This window comes from Chryseobacterium taichungense (assembly GCF_900109935.1).
Taxonomy (GTDB): domain Bacteria; phylum Bacteroidota; class Bacteroidia; order Flavobacteriales; family Weeksellaceae; genus Chryseobacterium; species Chryseobacterium taichungense.
Genome location: NZ_FOBV01000009.1, coordinates 36,933 through 57,212, shown reverse-complemented (window position 1 = coordinate 57,212; position 20,280 = coordinate 36,933). Strand labels below are relative to the sequence as shown.

The 20,280-nt window shown below is 38.1% G+C and carries 17 protein-coding genes; 3 read left to right on the top strand and 14 right to left on the bottom strand.

The annotated features are described in order from the left end of the window. Positions 1 to 3: 3 nt before the first annotated feature. The 14 genes from BMW64_RS17080 to BMW64_RS17020 form a co-directional block, all read right to left on the bottom strand. The gene (locus BMW64_RS17080) at positions 4 to 2,793 is read right to left on the bottom strand and encodes a hypothetical protein (RefSeq protein ID WP_090001341.1); all 2,790 of its coding nucleotides are present in this window, start codon (positions 2,791 to 2,793) and stop codon (positions 4 to 6) included. A 25-nt stretch (positions 2,794 to 2,818) separates the two neighbouring features. After that, on the bottom strand, positions 2,819 to 5,869 hold the full coding sequence (locus BMW64_RS17075) for a baseplate J/gp47 family protein (RefSeq protein WP_090001339.1): 3,051 nt from the start codon (positions 5,867 to 5,869) through the stop codon (positions 2,819 to 2,821). Between the two features lie 87 nt (positions 5,870 to 5,956). Next, positions 5,957 to 6,367, bottom strand: a complete 411-nt coding sequence (locus BMW64_RS17070; protein WP_090001337.1) for a GPW/gp25 family protein — start codon at positions 6,365 to 6,367, stop codon at positions 5,957 to 5,959. A gap of 118 nt (positions 6,368 to 6,485) precedes the next feature. Further along, the gene (locus BMW64_RS17065; RefSeq protein WP_228400943.1) at positions 6,486 to 6,776 is read right to left on the bottom strand and encodes a PAAR domain-containing protein; all 291 of its coding nucleotides are present in this window, start codon (positions 6,774 to 6,776) and stop codon (positions 6,486 to 6,488) included. Positions 6,777 to 6,781: 5 nt separating this feature from the next. Next, positions 6,782 to 8,527, bottom strand: a complete 1,746-nt coding sequence (vgrG, locus tag BMW64_RS17060; RefSeq protein WP_090001333.1) for a type VI secretion system tip protein VgrG — start codon at positions 8,525 to 8,527, stop codon at positions 6,782 to 6,784. 1 nt (position 8,528) lies between these two features. Continuing rightward, positions 8,529 to 9,248 carry a CIS tube protein gene (locus tag BMW64_RS17055; protein ID WP_090001331.1) on the bottom strand — a complete coding sequence of 240 codons (720 nt, stop codon included), beginning with the start codon at positions 9,246 to 9,248 and terminating at the stop codon, positions 8,529 to 8,531. Continuing rightward, positions 9,248 to 9,409 (bottom strand): DUF5908 family protein, encoded by a 162-nt coding sequence (locus tag BMW64_RS20760; protein ID WP_177175315.1) that lies wholly within the window; start codon positions 9,407 to 9,409, stop codon positions 9,248 to 9,250. Before BMW64_RS20760 ends, BMW64_RS17055 begins: the two co-directional genes overlap by 1 nt. 197 nt (positions 9,410 to 9,606) lie before the next feature. Beyond that, on the bottom strand, positions 9,607 to 10,074 hold the full coding sequence (locus BMW64_RS17050; protein ID WP_090001329.1) for a phage tail protein: 468 nt from the start codon (positions 10,072 to 10,074) through the stop codon (positions 9,607 to 9,609). Positions 10,075 to 10,076: 2 nt separating this feature from the next. After that, positions 10,077 to 10,508 (bottom strand): phage tail protein, encoded by a 432-nt coding sequence (locus BMW64_RS17045; protein ID WP_090001327.1) that lies wholly within the window; start codon positions 10,506 to 10,508, stop codon positions 10,077 to 10,079. 36 nt (positions 10,509 to 10,544) lie between these two features. Continuing rightward, a complete protein-coding gene (locus tag BMW64_RS17040; protein ID WP_090001325.1) occupies positions 10,545 to 11,861 on the bottom strand; it encodes a phage tail sheath family protein in 1,317 nt (438 codons plus the stop codon). A 24-nt stretch (positions 11,862 to 11,885) separates the two neighbouring features. Next, on the bottom strand, positions 11,886 to 12,317 hold the full coding sequence (locus BMW64_RS17035) for a phage tail protein (protein ID WP_090001323.1): 432 nt from the start codon (positions 12,315 to 12,317) through the stop codon (positions 11,886 to 11,888). Positions 12,318 to 12,352: 35 nt separating this feature from the next. After that, positions 12,353 to 14,074: a phage tail sheath family protein gene (locus BMW64_RS17030; protein WP_090001321.1), complete on the bottom strand. Its 1,722-nt coding sequence runs from the start codon at positions 14,072 to 14,074 to the stop codon at positions 12,353 to 12,355. Between the two features lie 77 nt (positions 14,075 to 14,151). Further along, entirely contained in the window at positions 14,152 to 15,867 is a 1,716-nt protein-coding gene (locus tag BMW64_RS17025; protein ID WP_090001319.1) for a phage tail sheath family protein, read from the bottom strand. Between the two features lie 44 nt (positions 15,868 to 15,911). Next, on the bottom strand, positions 15,912 to 16,457 hold the full coding sequence (locus BMW64_RS17020) for a Pvc16 family protein (RefSeq protein WP_090001317.1): 546 nt from the start codon (positions 16,455 to 16,457) through the stop codon (positions 15,912 to 15,914). Positions 16,458 to 16,928: 471 nt separating this feature from the next. Here BMW64_RS17020 and BMW64_RS17015 point away from each other — a divergent pair, with 471 nt between their 5' ends. From BMW64_RS17015 to BMW64_RS17005, 3 genes are all read left to right on the top strand, one after another. Further along, positions 16,929 to 17,249: a hypothetical protein gene (locus tag BMW64_RS17015; protein ID WP_090001315.1), complete on the top strand. Its 321-nt coding sequence runs from the start codon at positions 16,929 to 16,931 to the stop codon at positions 17,247 to 17,249. A gap of 34 nt (positions 17,250 to 17,283) precedes the next feature. Then, positions 17,284 to 18,738 (top strand): contractile injection system tape measure protein, encoded by a 1,455-nt coding sequence (locus BMW64_RS17010; protein WP_090001313.1) that lies wholly within the window; start codon positions 17,284 to 17,286, stop codon positions 18,736 to 18,738. Between the two features lie 82 nt (positions 18,739 to 18,820). Then, entirely contained in the window at positions 18,821 to 20,272 is a 1,452-nt protein-coding gene (locus BMW64_RS17005) for an ATP-binding protein (RefSeq protein WP_090001311.1), read from the top strand. Positions 20,273 to 20,280 lie beyond the last annotated feature (8 nt).

Here is a 20,280-nt window from a genome sequence, read left to right as displayed (position 1 = left end):
TTTTTATAAGTTTGATTGTCCTAATATGATTCTTCCGTCTAAGCTGTCGTTATCATCTTTTGCACAGTCCAGAAGTCTTCCCGGCCGGTAAATATTATTCAGATGGGTAAGGGCAGTAAGTAAATCCTTAATACTGTTTCCTAAATTCGCCGTATTATTTTTCGATTTATCTGAAAGGTATTGTTTAAAAGCAACTTCAAATTCAGACAGGTCGCTTTTAGCGGTCTGGGTTTCAGTAAGACGGTCTCCTACCCAGCAGATTTTTGCCAGGACATGAGCCGGAATTTCCTGCCTGATAACAGTTTCCGCATAGCGTCTGAAATCAGGATCCTGAAAACGGTATGCATAGCCCGGAAGCACCACACTTATACGGTAAGAATAAGGGTCAAAGACATCGGTTTCACAGTCTTCTTCGCAGGAAGACATGAAGGTTTCGGAATATTCTACAGGATCTTCTTCAGCTACATCTTCAATATCATACATTACTTTGAAAGTACGGTCTATCTCCATGCAGCCGATGCCTCCCATAAGCTTGTAATCTTTAACGGTTGGCTTTAATAATAAATGCTCAACGAAGAATATACCCTCTTCCGTAAAATCATATTTGAAATACTTTACCGTTTCCAATATTCCCACTTTCAGTGCTTTCAGATTTGGATAAGGATTGGTTCTTTTGTGAGTGGCGATTACGTTCTGCTCGTCGGTATCATCTACAACATCAAAATAATAATTTCCTCCCCCTGAAAAACGGATTCTCATATTTCCGATCATACAGGTATTGTCTTCGCAAGGTCCCAATTTTTCCAGTGCATTTTCAAGGTCTTCCTGGTCGATCTGAATAATCTGATAAATAGCTTCATTCAGATTTTTGGTGGCAGCATATTCAATCTCGTAGCTTTTTATGGATGATAAGATGATATTGTTTGAAGCATCTTTTACTTTCCAGGTATAGCTTGCTTTATTGCCATTCATTGTTTTAGTAATTAAAACAGGCGATTGGGATACATTTCTTTGGGTATAGTCCTTAATTCCCAGCAAACGGGCAATTCTCTTCTGTGCCCCGGAAATATTATTTGTATTCCAGATATCTGAATCTGCAAACAATGTATAATTGTAGCCTAATCCGCGGTCTTTACTTAATGATGCATATTCATTCAGGAAATTTTGTTTGTTGCTTAGGACAATTTCGTCAGCAGATTTTCCGTACAATGATTTCATCAGGAACATGTAATCGCTGAACGTTTCCGCAAAACGGGAAATCAGGTGATCGAGGATTTCATTTCTGCGTTCAACGCTGTTATCCAGTTCTTCATACAAAGAATCTGTAAGCTCATCATCATTTTCTGCAGGATAATTCGGCACCAATTCCTCAAAGCCTTTGATATTCTTTAATGCCTGCGTGAAGTAGGTTCTTTTTACATCACCACTAACGCTTAATATTTCTTTTACTTTTTCAAGATGTTTAAAGTAACCGGCAAGAATCTGATCAAAAAACAACAAATATCCTTTCATCTGTTTTGCCAGCGCTTCTCTCTCCGGGGTTTTATTTCCTATAATTCCGGAAATTCCTACACCATAAGTATCCGGGAATTCGTTGAGAATAGTTGCGTATTCTGCAATCTCATAGGCCGTTCCGTGTGGTAAAGCCAGTTCTTTATTCTGTCTTGCATCATCTCTCAGGATTTCTTCTTCTCTTTTGAGAGTTGCTAAGTATTCCTGAACTTTTTTGTCGTTTATATTTAATGGAAGCGAACCTTTACTGTAGCTGAAAGAACTCAACTCGCAAAGTTCGGGTTTTCTGCCTTTTTCAATGCAGATCAGCCAGTCGTTGGTCTGCTTGATCACATTATCGCAGCCTGCAATAGAAATTTCGTGAATTTCTTTTACACCATCGATTTTCATGACTTCACTGATGATGTCTGAAAGACGGACTTCTCTTCTCAGCTGACTGTTTCTAAGTTCTTCGGTATCAATAAAACCATTATCCAAAAGCGGACCTTCAAAAATCTGATCGGTTGTCAGACCTTTATCCAGCATTTGCTGTAATGAGTAAAAATGAACTTCAGGAGACAGGTAATTATTAATTGCTTTTAAAACTTTTGCATGTACCAGCTCTTCATCGGCTTTATTTACCAATCCGATACGCGCGCATACAGCCACTTTCTGAATTTCAATTTCTTTAATTTCGGCTAAATCTTCACAAAGGCTTCTGTTGGCGTGATAGCGATCTAAGATTTGAAGGTTTACACTTGATTTTCCGCATCCGTTGTTTTCATCTTCAATATCTTCGGCATAATCAATATACAGATCATATAATCCTTTTATGTTAAAGCTTTGTGTTTTATCTCCGATCGGTTTAAAATCCAATTGACCTGTTTTGCAATCCACATACAATGCTTCGTGATTAGGCACCAGCCAACAGTTTCGGATCGGCCTTTTATGACCAGATGTAAAGTTGATATCGATGAACAGCTTTCTGTAATCAAGCTCGGTTAAAGGCCTTGAAGGAAGAATTTCTGTAGCTTTTAAAAACTGCGTATGAATATCTGTATTTGTATCTTTAGAGGTTAGGATATCCTCCATATTCATATTCATTCTCATCCCAAGGTCTGTGATGGCATAGCTCAAAACTTCCAGCGTGGTGATTCCCGGATCATGAGAGTTGTAATCTGTCCAAAGTTTCCCTCCTAACTTTTCTATGTATTCAATACCTGTTTTGCGCAGAAAGTGAAAATCGGTCTGATCTCCGGTTTCTATATTTTTGGGTATACTAATGTGCTTATTTTCTGACATGGTTATGTTTTATTCTTATTAATTATTAAATACATACTTGTTCTGCAATAGTAATTTGGTGCTGTTTGGCAGATACGAGGATCGATTTCGGATCTACTTCGATCAGGGATTTTTTCTGTACAACATTATTTACCAATATTCTGACCTCTTCAATATAATCCACATAATAGAGTTGTTCCAGATAATTAATCAGCTGATTAACATTCAGTTCCACATTAAAATCAATATCTTTGGAATCGGTAAAAGCCCACGGCGATATGTATTTCTTAATATCTTCATCCAATTGCTGCAAATAGAATATTTCGTCATATTTTTCAAAAATCCTCACTGTTGCCTGTACTTTTGCTTCTTTATAATTGGGATTGATTACCTGAGCCGTAACATGCATCGTATTTAATTCATTGACATAATTCTGAATTTTATTCAGGCTGGCCCTGCTCACTCTCGGCTGATAGACATCAAAAGCATTTTTATTTCTGATATTCGGTACCACCATCAATGTGACATATCCCGGAGCCATATATGAATTTTCAGAAGTATGGTTTAAACATTTTACCTTAAAAACTTCCGGAAATTCCTGCAATACCAGACTTTCATAATCCCATTGTGTAATGGCTCTGTGCTTGTGTCTTAATCTTTCACTTACGCGTCTGTAGAATTCCGTATCTGCCTCTTTGTATTTGCCATCAAATGAATTGTATGGCTGGCTGACAGATTTTACCTGAGGAACCCTAGTTATCAGTTTTGAAATCGTATTGGCTTCCAGACCATTATTCAGATGTGCCAGATCATTGTTCTGATTCTGGAATGTCGCTAAAACAGCCTGTGTATAAATCCCCTGGATTTTGCAAACAGCATCATAACTTCTTTTTGATTTGGCCCTGATCCAAACTAATCCGTCGGTAAGCCTAGTATGACTTGTATTGATCTCTTTGGGAATTTTAAATTTAACAATCCCTGACTCCAGGAACTTTCTCGTTTCGTTTTTCAGCAGATTTTTCGACAGATCAATCCATGTATTATTTGAAAGAATATGCCATTCGATAAACTCTTTTTCATCGAAAGTATCTACCAGAGGATTTTCACTTCCTTCGAGCATCTGGATCAACAGAGAAACGGTAACTTGCGGCATGGCTTCCAGACCAATGTATAATTCCCCTCCGTTTTGGTGTACGGGAACAATGCTTTTGGTTTCCACTTCTTTTTCATACTGTCCGAATGCATCTTCGTGATACACTTGTACGCCTTCACTTTTTGATGCCTCTCCGCTGGAATCTTTACTTAAATAAGAGTATGCATTTTCTTTAGCGCTGTAATTCAACTCAATATCTTCCGCAAATGGAATATACGGTTCATTCGGAATAAGCTTTTCACTCACAGGATTGCTGGATAATGCCAGGGTGTATAATTTAGGATACACATCCTGTAATGCCGACTGGTTCAGTGTCAATCTGATAGCCTCACTTGTCCCCGATTCATTGCTTGTATTGAAAATAGAAAATTGGGTACTGTAGCCGTTTTCTAATTTTTTAAATAACTCAATTCCATTGCCTTTCTCACGCCATATTTCTTTTTCAAAAAGTGCTGCATCAGCTGTGAAATAGGCGTCTGAACGAACAATTGATGAGCTTTTCAGAGCTTCAAAAGCTACCAGGCTAATGTTTTGATTCGGCTGAATCACATATCCATTGTATAAATCTTTTATTGAATCCGGCGCGTTTTTCCAATTGATGGTAATGTCTGCATTCTGCCATTTTTTAGAAAACATTTCAGGACATTTAATGTAAAAATTAGATCCTTTAATGGGCTGTGCTGTAAATGGATAATAAGGTTTTTCGGCATTCAGTGCGCTGCTGTCGTTTTCTATTTCAACAGATTTCACTCCTTTTACATCAACTGCTATTTCTATGTTTTTTACCAGTTTTTCTGAAAGGGCTTCATAGACATCATAATACTTTTCTCCTTCGATCATGAATCTTACCACAGGAAAATTGGTCTGAAATGTTTCCAGTAAAATTTCCTTGTTGTATTGCACCACCGCAGGAAAATCTTTGGATAATGTAAAGGAAAGCTCCAGCTGATCGTCGTTGTTTCTTACACATTTTAAAACGATTCCGGATAACCATTCTTTTTCTCCGCTACAAAGCACTTTGATATTATTTTCAATATCGGTGTTTGATAAATTTTGTAATTTTTGTGTTGAATTTTTAATAAAATCAATCTTGATGGTAATTGTTCGCTCACCTTCTTTTAAATCAAATAATGAGGATACTATTGAAAAACCAAGTTTTGCTTTCGGAAGTTCTTTGTAGATTGATTTTCCTGAAGCTGTTTCATCAGCATTGTATCCGAACGGCCACCAGTAATTGCTTTCTGCCGGAAGTTTATCTCCCAGTCCATCAGCGGAATTGGCTACCGGAGCCATCTTCAGCTCTCTTTTTTTAACATCGTTCAGGAAGCTTTTGATCTCAACGACTTTTGCCTGGTTGGCAATAAGCTCTTCGCCTGTTTTGTAAACGCGTTTTTTTCCGTTGGCATCTTTACCGCCATCCAGCAGGGTTCCGTCCGGAATTCTTTCCTGAATGGCTTTTTTAGCCAATTCGAAAATCACATAAACTTTATCTGCTTTAGCATCATTTTTTTCAATTTGCAGAATTTCGTTATAATAGAAATCCAAATGCCTTTTAGTCAAATCATTAAAGGCCTTTTTTGAGAAATCCAATAATTTTAAAAAGCAGACAAATAATGTAAGGTGAGGTGTCAGGCTGCTGTCTTGTTCGAACTGGGAAATAAGATCTGTAACCTGTTTTTTCATACTTTTATACTCAACGCTTTCTCTACGCGGGATAGGATCGGCATCATTACCCAGGAAGAAGTTCCCCCAGTTTCCTTTCGGTGTTGTATTATCATCTTTATCGAAATAGTTTACACGCTGTGCAAAATTGTTTGCGAATAACAGCCAGTCAAACAAATCGAAATCGTGTAATTCAAGATTGCCCGGATCTAGTTCTGCTAAAAAGCGCTGCATTTGTGATTTTCCTTCACGATAATGTGAAAATGTATCTGTTTTTTTCATTTGTTTATATTTATCTTTCTATGGTCAGATGCAATATCATGTAGGGTTTGGTAGTATGTAAAATGGCTACAGACATCCCGTAATTCATTATATTTCGGTAGCTTCCCTTTTGTAAAAAGGAAAAACCATATTGCTTCTTGTATTGGTATTTCTTACTTCGTAGTCAATCTCTATCAAAACTTCGCCTTCAAGCTCGTCCTGAGCATCAATTTCGATACTCAGAATGTTGATTCTGGGTTCGTGGTATAAAATAGCACGCTCAATGATTCCTTTCATCTGAGTAATCAGCGTCAGGTCCAATGGCTTAAAGAGCATTTCCTGGAGGTCACATCCGTAATTCGGGAACATGACGCGCTCGCCGGGACGTGTTGACAACAGAATCATAAGACTGTTATTAATGTCTTTCACATCAGTGGTCATTCCTAGCGTTCCTTCAGTCTGATTAAACTCAGGCGGAAAACTCCAGCCTATTCCTAAAAAATCTGTATTTATTTTCATACGTTATTTGTTCTATTTAATTGTAACATCTTGCATCTGTAACATAGAGTTTTAGTTGTGATAACCTTTTTGTTATTGATGTTTTTACGTTCTTATTGCAGGAGATTCTATTTAAATGTTATCCACCGATTAAAACAGTAGCTTCCCCTGCGGATATTACCCCTCCATGAGCGGTGGAATCTCCCATTCTGGCTGCCGGTTTTCCGCCGATCAGAACACTTGAAGATCCTGATGCAATGGTATCTAACGGGCCTGTGCAAACTGCTTTATCTCCTACTCTTGCTGCGGGCTTCCCGCCGATCAGTACCGTAGGTTCTCCTGCCGGAATAATAGGTCCGCCTACATGCGGAACATTTCCTGTCACCATAGGACAGGTGTGCATATCTGTAATTCTTGCTGCCGGTTTCATGATGATTAATTGATTTTAACCTGAGATCCTTTAACTACTGTCACTGCTCCTGATTTAAGTTCAGAACCTGAGCTTCCTTCAGCTTTGAACTGTGCGCTGGCTTTCACGTTGATGTTAACGCCTTCCATATTGATATCACCTTTTGCTTTGATCTTGATATCTTTTGAGCTTTCAATAGTGATCCCGTCTTTATTGAGGGTAAGCATATTAGAATGCTCATCTTCCAGTTTAATGACATCTGCATCTTCGTCGACGATTATTTTTTTGCCTTTCGGGGTTTCCAGGGTGTAGGAAATTTTATCGTCATTAAAGATCATTTTCATTTCGCTTCGGGTTACAAATCCTTTTTCGTGATTATCATCCGAGGCTACAATAGGAGCCGGTTTTGTACTGCTGTTCAGCATTCCTAATACTACTGCATCATTGGGGTCATCATTAATAAACCCGATAATCACTTCATCACCGATTTCCGGTCTGAAGAAAGATCCTCTGTTTTCTCCGGCATCCAGAGTGGCAATTCTTGCCCAGATTCCCTCTTCTTCATTGTTAATGATTGGAATCTGTACTAAAATCCTGTCTTCTCCATCCGGATCAGATTCCAGTTGTGAAACGATTCCGACATGGAGTCCGCTTATAGTTGGGATAATTCCAGAACCCGGCATTTCACTCACATCATAAGTTTCAGAAAACCATGTGGGAGAAAGTCCGAACTGTGCATCTACCAACCAGTTTCCATCAAAAATTTCGTGACGGACACCTGTGACGTATATTTTTCCATTGAACCGGTTTCCTACTCCCTGAAGTGTTAATGTAACTCCCGGTTTTACCGATGGAATTCCCTGGAATTTCACTCTTCCTCTGGTTTTGGCCAACTGCTGAAAAGTTGCTTTGGCATCGCCCCATTCCTGCAGCTCACCCTGTGTAAGATTTCCGCCGTGCTTCAATTGTAAGTCTTCAATTCCGAAGACCTTAGCCAGATCACCGGACGAAAGATTTCCATTAAGACTGATAGCCGGATCCTGTGCTTCAACTTCTGTCAGTTCCTGATCGGTATAGTTCCAAGTTTTGGCGGTAATTTTACTGAACTGATCCCTTGCATCAATTTCACCGTCAAATTCATGCACCGATGATCCGTAGACAACAGTTTCTACCGTTTCGCCACTGAAATCAGGTTTCGCTACTTTGATCGTTCCATCATCAACAAAACAAAGCTTTCCGTTAGCCTGTGCTCGGGTCAGCATAAAATCCCAATCTGAAGCTTGGTATTGTACCAGTTCTTTATGGGAATTTGAAGTGGCCTCTACATCAGCAGTGGCACCACTGCTGCCAATCAGCTCTTCGATGATATCGCTGTCTTTACTGTCGTAGAAATATTTGCTTTTTCTTCCCAACGTCATTTTTACGGCCTTATCGCGACATTCGATGATGAGGTAAGAAGATCCGTTTCTGACTCTGATATTGTGCTTTACAACAACTCCTTTAAAAATGGTTTCTTCTTCAGAGTGATATCCAGCTGTAATCTCAATTTCTTTCCCGGGAATTAATAAATCTTCATTGCTTAATTTAAAGTCCTGTTCCGGTACGCTTCCGTCTACGATCACAATGCGGGCATAAGAAATTCTGTTGACTTCTTTTTCTACGACAATGCTTTTCACACCGTACTTTCCGGGCAATTCTGTGCCTCCGGACATCACTTTGAAAGTTATTAAGTCAGGATTTTTTGCTGTTTGTATGTATCCGCTGTTATTCATCTTATGAAACTTTTTCTATGGGCGGAAAGAACAATTCCTGTCCCGGAATTAATTGTCTGAAATTGATCAGACCGTTTACTTTAGCCACTTCCAGGTAGTATTTAGAATCTCCGTAAATTCTTTCGGTCATTAATGGTAGTGTATCTCCATCCTGTACTGTTCTTTTGTGAGTAAGATCTGGTGAGCTACTTTTCTTTCCTGCTTCTTCCAGTTTAGGACTTATAGATTCACTAAACTTTGCTTTTCCGATCGCTCTTAAAGGCTGCCCCTCGTTGTCAAACAATTTATACTCTACAGTAAATTCTGCCAGCACGCCTTTAAATTCAAAATCACCCCAATTAAGAATAACATTATAAGGTTTGTGTATCGGACCAGAAACTTCGCCTGTAGCTTTATAAAAACCATCAACCTGATCTTTTACAGATGTTTTTTTAAAAGCTTTTCCTTTAATTTTATTGATCAGTTTATTACCAGAATAGATTTCTGTAACACCTGTACCATCAAATAAAAATTCTAATTGTAAATCAGTTGAAGGTGATGCAACATATTTTGCGTCAGTTTTAGCAGCTCCCGGTAATAGTGGTTTTTCGAGTTCCGTTTTATAGGTTACAGAATATCCTGTAGGATTTAGAAAAGCTGTAAAGGCATGATTTTCAATCCTTTTATCATAATCAGAGTTTTCATAGGTTCCGATCGTAAGTTTTTGAAGTGCTCCTTTCATTATCTTTCTTTTTTTCGTTGTTGAATATTTACTGCCTGCTCTACACTTTCGCTCACTGCCCGCATGATTTTTTCAACATCTACCGATGCTTCAGTCGTCGCTGCTGCTGTTTTCTCGTCCACATTGATTTTAATGTGAAGCTCTTTTATTTCTATTGGCATTTCGTTTGTTTTTAATCAACTTTTAAATTAAATATTTAAAAATCAATGATTTAACATGTTTATTTTAAAAAATCCAAGCACATAACGGGTGTGTTCAGTCCTGTGATAGACCAATCCGTTGTTTTTGTGAAAAATATTTTTGCTAAAAGTTATCCTGAGGCAAACACACTTTTAAGTGCTCAGATTTGATTTAGAAATTACAAGCCTAAGCTTGCTAACGATGAAGGTATCGTGAAATATCTGTATTTCAGTTCTATTGTTTCAATAGCCAATTTACTCTCTTCTGCATTGAATTCTGAAACCTCCCATCGTACCGGGAAGGCTCCGACAACATTCCAGACCATTAAAGGGGCCGTGGACTGCAGTCCTCCGTAAAGAGAAACGACCAGATTCCTGGGCTCAAATTCGAAGTTTTCCATGGCATTTCTGCACCAGCTTATCAGTCCGGAACTTACGATCAATCCGCGCTTAAGAACTAAATTGGGATACTTTGGCCGCAGAGGAAGCTGATGAAGAAATCTGTTTTCGCCTCCTTCGGCATATTCTTCGGTTGAAATATCTGTGGATAAACCTGATACAGATTGAAATCTGGAGTCAATACCCTCTGTTGTCGAAATCCCATTAACAATAAAAGAGAAACTGGTTGGAGGATATAAAAGAGCCATAATTAGTTATTTTCAATAGTTAATCCCTCGTGTGCAAGTTCCAGGGTTTCGATCGCTACCTCGTTTCCTTCAGCTTTCAGATCTGTAGACTGCATTTTAAGCGGGAAGGCATTCTTCACTTTCCAAGTCACTGCAGGTTCTCCGTTTTCATCTAAAAGAGAAATTGTAATTGATCTTCTCTCCACCGTATTCAACTGAATCGACTGGAACCATTCAAAAAATTCGTTATCTGCCTTGAACGTTCCTCTTTTCAAAGTAATAGGATTGTAAACTTTTAATCCGGGCATTTTCATCTTGCTGAAATCAGGGCTGGCTCCGTGTCTGTATTCGATCAGACCTGCTTCAATATTCAACCCCGATACTTCCTGAAAACCTACCTTTGTTCCGCCCCAATCTACTTCAAAGGCAAACTTTACTAATGGATATGTACTCATAATTTTTTATATTTAATTGTTATTTAATTTAATTTTTTATGCTTCCTGCAATTTGTGTGAGAAACGAAGCACGATAAATTCTGCAGGACGCACGGCAGCCATACCGATCTCGATGTTCATTCTTCCTTCAAGAATATCCTGGGCAGACATGGTTTTGTTTAATCCAACGCTTACATAATACGCTTCTTCTGGCTTGCTTCCGGCTAATGCGCCATCCTGCCATTGCTGATTAAGGAAATTCTCGATCATGGTTTGTACTCTAATCCAGGTGTTGGCTGTATTTGGTTCAAAAACAAAACGTTCCGTTGCTTTTTTCACAGATTCTTCCACCATGTTGAAGAAACGACGTACGGAGATGTATCTCCATTCATTGCTGTTTCCGTCTAATGTTCTTGCGCCCCAAACCAGGGTTCCTTTTCCTGTGAAAGATCTGATCGCGTTGATCGATTTTCCGAATTCAGGATCTACGTTAAGGCTTTCCTGATCTTCATGAGAGATTTTTTCTGTTGGCGCTACCACGTAGTTTAGTCCAACATTGGCAGGTGCTTTAAATACGCCTGACGTACTGTCTACTTTAGCGTATACTCCGGCCATTGATGAGGATGGAGCCATAACGACTCTTTTAGATTCGATAGCATTTTTTGCAAGATTATACAATTCAGAATCATGGGTTTTCCAGTATTCCAGAGTCTGAGCTCCCACCATAATAGCCGGATCATAACTGTAGCTCAAAGCCGTTTCTAATTTTGGATGATAAGCGGCACCGTATTTTAAAGCTTTGGTTACCCCAGCTCTGAAATCAGCAACAGATCCGACTACATCCATGATCACAAATCTGTCTTTTAAATCTTCTGCCTGATCTAAGGCCTGATTATATAGCGGATATGCATTTGCTCCTAATGATTCAGCGTCAGGGAAAACGATAAGTGTCGGCTCGTCTTCTTTCTCTAAAGTTTTTAATCCGAACAATAAGCTGCCGGCAGTCGTTTCAGTTCCTAACGATGGATTTGTTCCATATCCGTTTACAGAAACAATATAACATGGTCCTCCCCCATTGGCAAAGTACATTTGCATCGCATAGTACATTTTGAAAGGACTTGGGCTTGTTAAAGTTGCAACAACACTTCTAGGTGTATTTGAAGTTGCATCAACAATGTTAAATGAAAAAGCTTCATTTTTTGCTTTTCCGAAAAGCGTTTCATATTCCAACATCGAAGAGATTCTTGTCGGCTCATTTCTTGGTCCTTTATCTGTATGTCCGATAAAAGCAGGAATAGCTGTTTCTACTTGTGCTACAGATGGTGGGAATTTTGCGATTTCCTCTACGTAGACTCCAGGTGTTTTGTAATTCATTTTTTTAGATTTTTAAATTAATAATTAGTTATTTTCAATAGTTAATCCCTCGTGTGCAAGTTCCAGAGTTTCGATCGCTACCTCGTTTCCTTCAGCTTTCAGATCTGTGGACTGCATTTTAAGCGGGAAGGCATTTTTCACTTTCCATGTCACTGCAGGTTCTCCGTTTTCATCTAAAAGAGAAATTGTAATTGATCTTCTCTCCACCGTATTCAACTGAATCGACTGGAACCATTCAAAAAATTCGTTATCTGCCTTAAACGTTCCTCTTTTCAAAGTAATAGAATTGTAAACTTTTAATCCAGGCATTTTCATCTTGCTGAAATCAGGGCTGGCTCCATGTCTGTATTCGATCAGACCTGCTTCAATATTCAACCCAGATACTTCCTGAAAACCTACCTTCGTTCCGCCCCAATCTACTTCAAAGGCAAACTTTACTAATGGATATGTACTCATAATTTTTTATATTTAATTGTTATTTAATTTAATTTTTATGCTTCCTGCAACTTGTGTGAGAAACGAAGCACGATAAATTCTGCAGGACGTACGGCAGCCATACCGATCTCGATGTTCATTCTTCCTTCAAGAATATCCTGAGCAGACATGGTTTTGTTTAATCCAACGCTTACATAATACGCCTCTTCGGGCTTGCTTCCGGCTAATGCGCCGTCCTGCCACTGCTGATTAAGGAAATTCTCGATCATTGCCTGTACTCTAATCCAGGTGTTGGCTGTATTCGGTTCAAAAACAAAACGTTCTGTTGCTTTTTTCACAGATTCTTCCACCATGTTGAAGAAACGACGTACGGAAATGTATCTCCATTCATTGCTGTTTCCGTCTAATGTTCTTGCGCCCCAAACCAAGGTTCCTTTTCCTGTGAAAGATCTGATCGCGTTGATGGATTTTCCGAATTCAGGATCTACATTTAATTCATCTTGTTCTTTATTCGAGATTTTTACTGCAGGTGCTTCTACGAGATTAAGACCTAAATTAGCCGGTGATTTCCACACTCCTGAAGTGCTATCTACTCTGGCATATACTCCGGCCATTGATGAGGATGGAGTCAATACCACCTGTTTAGACTCAATGGCATTTTTTGCCTGGTTGTAGAAATCCGAATTTGTTGATTTTAATCCTGCTAAGCTGGAGATACCAAATGTACCGGTAACCAAAACATCATCTTCCTGGTAATCATAGCTTAATACTGTTTTTAATTTTGGATAATAAGCAGCACCATATTTTAGACCCGATGCATTGACTCTGTCTCTGAAGTTAGTATAATTATCCAATACATCCATAATGACAAATCTATCCTTCATCGCTTCTGCCTGATTCAAAGCACTGTTGTACAGAGCGTAAACCTTAGCAATATCAGTTGGGCTAATATCAGAAACTACATCAAAATATTCAACAGAAGCCTGAGCTATAGCTGTAGCAGTATTGAATACTCCATTAAAAATATTGGCTGCGGCCTGAGCAGAAGTTTTGGCACCGGCAGCAGTACTCGCCATCTGAACAGCATTTGCAACAGCTTGGGCAGCCTGATTTTCCGTAACTTCTTCAAGATTGTCAGTATCAGTAACAGGATAGGTAGCAACTTTAGCCGTAGCAGCCGTAATAGCAGCTTCCAGATCACCACCACCATCAACAGCAGTTGCAACAGCGGTCGCAACAGCTCCGGCAGCGGCTTTGGCCTTGGTAGCCAATTCTTCATTATCTTCTGCAACCTGAGAAGCTTGTCCTGCAGCAGTAACATCAGCACCGGAAGGTACCAGCCCCTGAAGATCAGGGAAAATGATAAGTGTCGGCTCGTCTTCTTTTTTAAGTAATTCAAGACCATGTAATAAAGTTCCTACTTGTGTAGCAGAAGTTCCTACTGTCACAGGATCATTGTAATCTCCAACTGAAACGATATAGCAAGGTCCTCCACCATTCGCAAAATACATCTGCAAGGCATAATACATTTTATAATCGCTTACCTTAGTTTGTGTTGCCGTAGCAACGCCGTCTTTGAAAGCTACAGCAAACATTTCCGGATTTGCTTTTCCAAAAAGTTGTTCATACTCCAACATAGAAGAGATTCTTGTTGGTTTATTCTTCGGGCCGTCTGCCGTATATCCGATAAATGCAGGAATAGCCGTTTCAACTTGCGCTACGGAAGGCGGAAATTTTTCCTGTTCCTCCACGTAAACTCCAGGGGTTTTGTAATTCATTTGTTAAAATTTTTAATTAAGATTAATTTACCTCGAAGCAGAACTTCGAATGTTTATTCGTGATTGATTATATTCTTTTAAGATAATTGTAATTTGTGCGAGAAATTTAATACGATAAATTCTGCCGGACGTACCAGTGCTATTTCGATTTTTGCATTTAGAATATTAATATCATTAATTTCATCTTTGGTTCCGTCAACCTCTACTTTGTAAGCTTCTTTCGGAGTGCTTCCTGCTAATGCACCCTCGATCCATTGTTGGTTGAGAAAATTTTCCAACATAGTTTTTGCACGTAAATAGGTGAAAGGAATGGTAGGTTCATCGATAAAAGTTTGCAGGGCAATGTTTATCGACTGTTTCATCATATCACAATAGCGACGTACATGCACATATTTCCATACATTGTCTTCAGTCTCTATTTTGTCTCTTCCATCAAAGGTTCTGGCTCCCCAGACTAAAGTCCCTTTTCCGGTAAAAGTTCTGATAGCATTTATTGATCCTGAATCATTTATATTCAGATCCGATTGCTCTTTGTCCGAAACTTTTTCGGTCGGTGCAATAACATAATTAAGGCTGATATTGGCCGGCGCTTTCCAGACTCCTCTTGTGCTGTCTATCCTTCCGTATACGCCTGCCATTGCTGAAGAAGGCGGTAACACAACATGCAGGGATGCCATTTCTTTTTTTATCTGATTGTATAATGCGGAATTGACTGATTCTAAATCTCTCATCGTGATACCATTTGCTGCTCCTACTTCATCTTTTACAGCAAGAATTGCCGTTTTCAAAGCTTCAAATTCGCCACTGAAGACCGGTGTATCTGCATCTAAATCATCAGGCACCAGAAAATCATCAATTGTTCCGTCATAGATGGCTTCCAATACGGCTTTTGCCTCTCCAATGGCATGAATTAAATTACCTTTTGCATCACCTTCGTCAGCAGTTTCATTGATTTCTTCTGCGATAGCAATCGCCTGGCCTAATAAATCTCCCAGTACAAAACCATTGGCAGGTCCACTTATAATTTCTTCACTTGCCAGGTTTTTTAATTCTTCTAAAGCGGCAATTTCACCTGCATATAAACTGGCACTGGTCTGTCCGTTTTCTTGCAGTCCGGTGTGAATGATAGGTGTATTTGTTTCATCAAACGTATAATTCAGAATGGTTGTTAAGTGCGGAAAATACGCTGCAGCGTGTGTTGTAAGTGCTATTTCTTTTCTGAAATTGCCAATCGTATTAAGATTGTCTGATTGGATGAAAGAATTTCCGTGATACGTGTCTAATAATATAAACCAGTTTTTCGCTAGTGATTCGACCTTATCAATTGCCTGATTATAAATACTGTAAAAATCGGCTTCGGCCATCGACACAGCATCGGGAAAAACAATAATTTTAGGATCAAATGTATCTTTAATCACTCCCAAGCCGGTAGATAAATCGACAAGTTTAATTTCTCCGGAGGTATAATTTCCTACTGAAAAAACCTGACACGGACCACCACCATTAGCAAAGTACATTTGAAGTGAATAATACATTAAAAATTGTACTTCCGGCGCTATAAGTTCTATACCTTTATTTACTTTGTCTTTGATTTGGATATGTTCTCCTTTTGCTTTTCCAAATTTTTTTTCATATTCCAAAAGAGAGCTGATATTCAAAGGCTCAGTATGATCAGCGGGCATCATCTCAGTATATCCGATGAATACCGGAATAGCCGTATCAATTAATGAAACTGAATTGGGAAGCCTGGTAATTTCTTCAACTGAAACACCTGGTGTTGTTGGATTTAGCATGTTTAAAAATTTAAGTTAAAGGTTATTAGTTTTTAGTTTTATGATTAATCGAGTTTGATGCTTTTAACATCTACTTCATCAATTAATTCTATATCGGTTGGTGGTGTATCCGCTGCAATTTTTATTACACTGATTTTATAGAATGCAGAAGGCATTACTTTTCCGCCAAGCAGTCCCCAAACATAGCTTAGTTGCTCAAAAGGAATGGAGTGCAGTTCGATTCTGAACTTTAAATCATTGTATTGCAACACACTGTTTGCCTGAAATATCTCGATAATTTTTGAAATATTTATCAAAGCATTTGAATATCGCGTCCTGTTTGCGGAGATCATTACATATAAATTCAAATAAGCCGGGGCAGGCTCCAATTCATAGCGAACCGGTATATTGTCTACTTTTACCTGATTATATCTTGAAGCGTTTTTCATTGTAGATTCTTCTTCAACACTCACCAATGTGATTACAACTTTATTGTCAAGACCTGAGGTGTCATCTTCATGCTTTCCGATGTTATCCACAACTACAATATCATGTAAATCAGTTGCAACGTTCAGCGTATCTTTTAAAACCGTTAGTACATTATCGATCATAATTTTGCTCTTTATTATTATGGTGCAAACATACAATTACACCCAATCAAAAGACAAATATTTTGAGGCCTCAAACCTGTCTTTGCAGTAAATAAAATTTTAACATTTTATAAAAATTCAAAAATAATAGATTTATAAATCATTATTAATCAATATTTTAAATATTCAAATAAAAATAATAACTCAAATTAAAAATTCCCCTATTCCTGCGATGGTGAAATGATACCGTCTCATTTTGACAGAAAAAAAATGCTTATATGATGGATAAATGTACAAGTAAATTCAATGGCAATTTTTTTAAGAAGTAGTATTCGTTTTATAATCAGACATTTTCTAAAAATTCTAATGATGATTCTTTAAAGATGATTTTGATTTTTACTGCAAAGACAGAACGGAGAGCCCTCATAATTAGTCAGATGGAATTTCTTGCTCTAATTTTGACCCCAATAATAATCTTAAAACTTAAATCGTATGAATATTAAAACACTTTTTGGCAAGCGCAATGAAATCATTGGCGGCCATTTCAATGAATTACGTTCAAAACTGGGCATGGCGAATCAAAATGAAGAAGATATTTTCTCTTTACGTGAAGAAATCTGTAATGCCTGTCCTCTAAAAAACGGCAACAACTGCAACGCCATGAAATGGATGAATCCTGATACACTGGAAGTCGTAGATGCTCCAAAAGACGGATTTATCAGAGGTTGCGGATGCAGATTAAGCGCAAAGCAAAGATCAAAACTGAGCCTTTGTCCGGCTGGTTTTTGGGGAGGAGAATTTGACAAGAAATAAAGCTATCAGTATTGCATAATTAAATCTATTTGAAGTGAAGCAGGATCATATCATTCAGAAAGTTTTTGTTGAAGTCACCGTCAGCAACAAAGAAAAAGCGTATCATATAAAAGATGATATCAGCAGCTTTTTGTCCGTAGATGTTTTCCCCGAAATAGAAAAATACATCAATAGTATTGAGCACAAATTAGGAGGTCACACTTTGCAAATTCCCCGGCTGGAACTGAATCTGAATATAAAAAACAGCTCGCTGAATACTGAATTAAGAGATAAAATTACACAGCATTTTAAAGAAGAATTGTCAGAAATAGCCATGGACAATAAAACGTCCAATTTCGAAGACGAAAAGGATTTTAAAGCATATCGAATTGATAATCAGGAAAAAATGATTCAGACCTTTATCTTTTTTTTGGAAAACGGATCTATGCCCTGGTGGAATTCGGAGAAAAAAGCTATTGGTTTCCTGGAAAAATCGGTATTTGAAAGTCTTATTGCAGCTAAAAACTTTCAGAAAAGTATAATTTATGTTTTGGCAAAGCAACATGTTCAGGACAGAATCATTAATCAGCTTTCTGACGGACAAATTTCCCAATTGTGCCTGGCTATTTTAGAAAATAAAGAATTAAAGATCAATTTGGAAGCTGAAATTATTCGGCGTATATCAAAATTAAATCATCCGCACAGAATCACTGTATGGCGCCTGGTTTTGCGTTTGCTGTCGGAATATCTGAAGTCATCAGGCAGTAATCTTCAGGAATATTTTTTACGACAAATTTTAAAAGCAGGACCCGCAGAATTTTCCGATGTAAAAGATTCTGAAAATTGGAAAACGGTAGTTGAGATCTTCCCTTTTATGAAAGAAAAAGAAATTCTTGAGCGCATTAAAAGCTTTAAAAACAAAACAGAAGATCAGCTTGACAATGTAAAAACTTCTGAAGAAATAATACATCAAAATAATTCAGCAATCCATGATGATGTAAACGTAAATGTAAATGACGGGCAGTACATTCAGAATGCAGGACTTATCCTGATACATCCGTTCATCAAAACCTTTTTTGAACATTGTGACCTTATCCATCCGGAAAACCAGGAACTCACTGATCCTGAATTGTGTGCGCATTTATTACATTATATTGCCACCGGAACAACAAATGCTCCTGAATATGACATGATTTTTGAAAAATTCTTATGTAATATTCCGATGAATCAAACGATTAACAGGCATATTAAACTTTCCCGCAAGCATAAAACACAAGCCAAAAATGTCATAGAAAGTGTTCAGCACAACTGGAATCCGATGAAGAATTCATCCTTAGCATTATTGCAAAATGAGTTTTTTCAGCGTCCGGGTAAACTGGTTGTCACTGACCATGATTATACCCTCACCGTAGAGCGGAAAACGCAGGATATTTTACTCGAAAAACTAGCCTGGGGAATTGGTCTGGTAAAATTGCCCTGGAAGGAAAAATTCATCTTTGTGAATTGGTAATGACAGTTTTACATAAAAAATACAATTTCCGAATATTTCTCCCGCATTTAAAATAGTGTTCCAATAACCTCAACTTATCAGTATGAAATCTCCTGTTACCTACGAAAAATCATTGATGAAAACAAAGATCAATGAAAAAGCCGAAAAATTTAATCATTTATTTCAAATCAATGAAGTAGACCATCATTCCTTAAGTGAAGAAATGAAATGGCTGGAATCGCTTATTGAAATGCGATGCAAACAATTGTTTTTAGAAGATGAAGCAGAATTAAATATTGTGTCTGAAGTTCCTGAGCCACCGAAATCAGATAGTGAATCTCCTTATTCAGTTATTGTAAATACACTTCAGCTCACGGCGATTGACAGGGTAATTTTAGCTCTGGGTATTGCTTCAGCGCATTATCCATCGATATTAAAAACATTTGTGCAAATAGAAGAAAGCAGTAATGCTTTTGCGATTGAGGCGGGTGGCGAATACAATAAGTTTAACCGCAGTTTTAAACCAACTTTCCAGACTGCACTTTTTTTGCTGGCCGGAAAGGATTTGTCATTATGGTCACATTACAGCGCCCAGCTCATCAACGGCAGTATACTCCTGCAAAATGACATTATATATAATCGTTCTTCATCAGAATTCATCCATGGAAAAATTGAATTGGATACGGCCTATCTGAATTATTTTTTATCAGGGAAAAAGCCTCAATTAGACCATGGCTCTTACTTTCCGGGGAAGCTGTATAAATCTGACCTGACCATGGACGATATTATTCTGGAAAATAACGTCAGGGAGCAAATAAAACCCATCGGACATTATATCAATGCTTTGGAAAATGGCTTTTTTAAAAATAATGAACATGGCTTTAAACCCGGTTTTATTGCTTTATTTTACGGAGCGCCGGGAACAGGAAAAACCATGCTGGCCGGAATTCTTGCCAATACGTATGGTATCGACATGTACCATGTGGACCTCTCTCAGGTAGTCAGCAAATACATTGGTGAAACGGAGAAAAATCTTGAAGTGCTGTTCAACCGGCTGCAGGGAAAAAACTGTATGCTGTTTTTTGACGAAGCGGATGCTTTGTTTGGAAAACGTTCTGATGTAAAAGATGCTCACGATCGTTATGCCAATCAGGAAGTTTCTTACTTACTGCAGCGAATAGAAAAATTTGACGGATTAACCATTCTTGCTTCCAACTTTGAGAACAATATGGACGATGCCTTTAAGCGCCGTATAGACGTTTCTATCAATGTCATAAGACCCACAGAAGTTACCAGAGAATCACTTTGGAAGCATTATCTTCCTAATAATATAACCTTTGAAAGTGATGAACTTTTAAAACATTTGGCTAAAGAATATGCGTATACCGGAGCCAACATCCGAAATATTATGAAAAATGTGGCCATGGCACTACATGACCGTGAGGAAACTATAATTACGCATTCATTATTAAGCACTTACCTAACCATAGAAAACGAAAAAGCTTTTGGGAAAAACCAGTCCCGCCTCATTCCGTTTGTACAAAAATCAGAATAAGACTTGGT

Excerpts from the sequence above, each read along its gene's own strand:
- BMW64_RS17080 (WP_090001341.1), bottom strand. The coding sequence starts at position 2,793 with ATGTCAGAAAATAAGCACATTAGTATACCCAAAAATATAGAAACCGGA.
- BMW64_RS17075 (WP_090001339.1), bottom strand. The coding sequence starts at position 5,869 with ATGAAAAAAACAGATACATTTTCACATTATCGTGAAGGAAAATCACAA.
- BMW64_RS17070 (WP_090001337.1), bottom strand. The coding sequence starts at position 6,367 with ATGAAAATAAATACAGATTTTTTAGGAATAGGCTGGAGTTTTCCGCCT.
- BMW64_RS17065 (WP_228400943.1), bottom strand. The coding sequence starts at position 6,776 with ATGAAACCGGCAGCAAGAATTACAGATATGCACACCTGTCCTATGGTG.
- vgrG (WP_090001333.1), bottom strand. The coding sequence starts at position 8,527 with ATGAATAACAGCGGATACATACAAACAGCAAAAAATCCTGACTTAATA.
- BMW64_RS17055 (WP_090001331.1), bottom strand. The coding sequence starts at position 9,248 with ATGAAAGGAGCACTTCAAAAACTTACGATCGGAACCTATGAAAACTCT.
- BMW64_RS20760 (WP_177175315.1), bottom strand. The coding sequence starts at position 9,409 with ATGCCAATAGAAATAAAAGAGCTTCACATTAAAATCAATGTGGACGAG.
- BMW64_RS17050 (WP_090001329.1), bottom strand. The coding sequence starts at position 10,074 with ATGGCTCTTTTATATCCTCCAACCAGTTTCTCTTTTATTGTTAATGGG.
- BMW64_RS17045 (WP_090001327.1), bottom strand. The coding sequence starts at position 10,508 with ATGAGTACATATCCATTAGTAAAGTTTGCCTTTGAAGTAGATTGGGGC.
- BMW64_RS17040 (WP_090001325.1), bottom strand. The coding sequence starts at position 11,861 with ATGAATTACAAAACACCTGGAGTCTACGTAGAGGAAATCGCAAAATTC.
- BMW64_RS17035 (WP_090001323.1), bottom strand. The coding sequence starts at position 12,317 with ATGAGTACATATCCATTAGTAAAGTTTGCCTTTGAAGTAGATTGGGGC.
- BMW64_RS17030 (WP_090001321.1), bottom strand. The coding sequence starts at position 14,074 with ATGAATTACAAAACCCCTGGAGTTTACGTGGAGGAACAGGAAAAATTT.
- BMW64_RS17025 (WP_090001319.1), bottom strand. The coding sequence starts at position 15,867 with ATGCTAAATCCAACAACACCAGGTGTTTCAGTTGAAGAAATTACCAGG.
- BMW64_RS17020 (WP_090001317.1), bottom strand. The coding sequence starts at position 16,457 with ATGATCGATAATGTACTAACGGTTTTAAAAGATACGCTGAACGTTGCA.
- BMW64_RS17015 (WP_090001315.1), top strand. The coding sequence starts at position 16,929 with ATGAATATTAAAACACTTTTTGGCAAGCGCAATGAAATCATTGGCGGC.
- BMW64_RS17005 (WP_090001311.1), top strand. The coding sequence starts at position 18,821 with ATGAAATCTCCTGTTACCTACGAAAAATCATTGATGAAAACAAAGATC.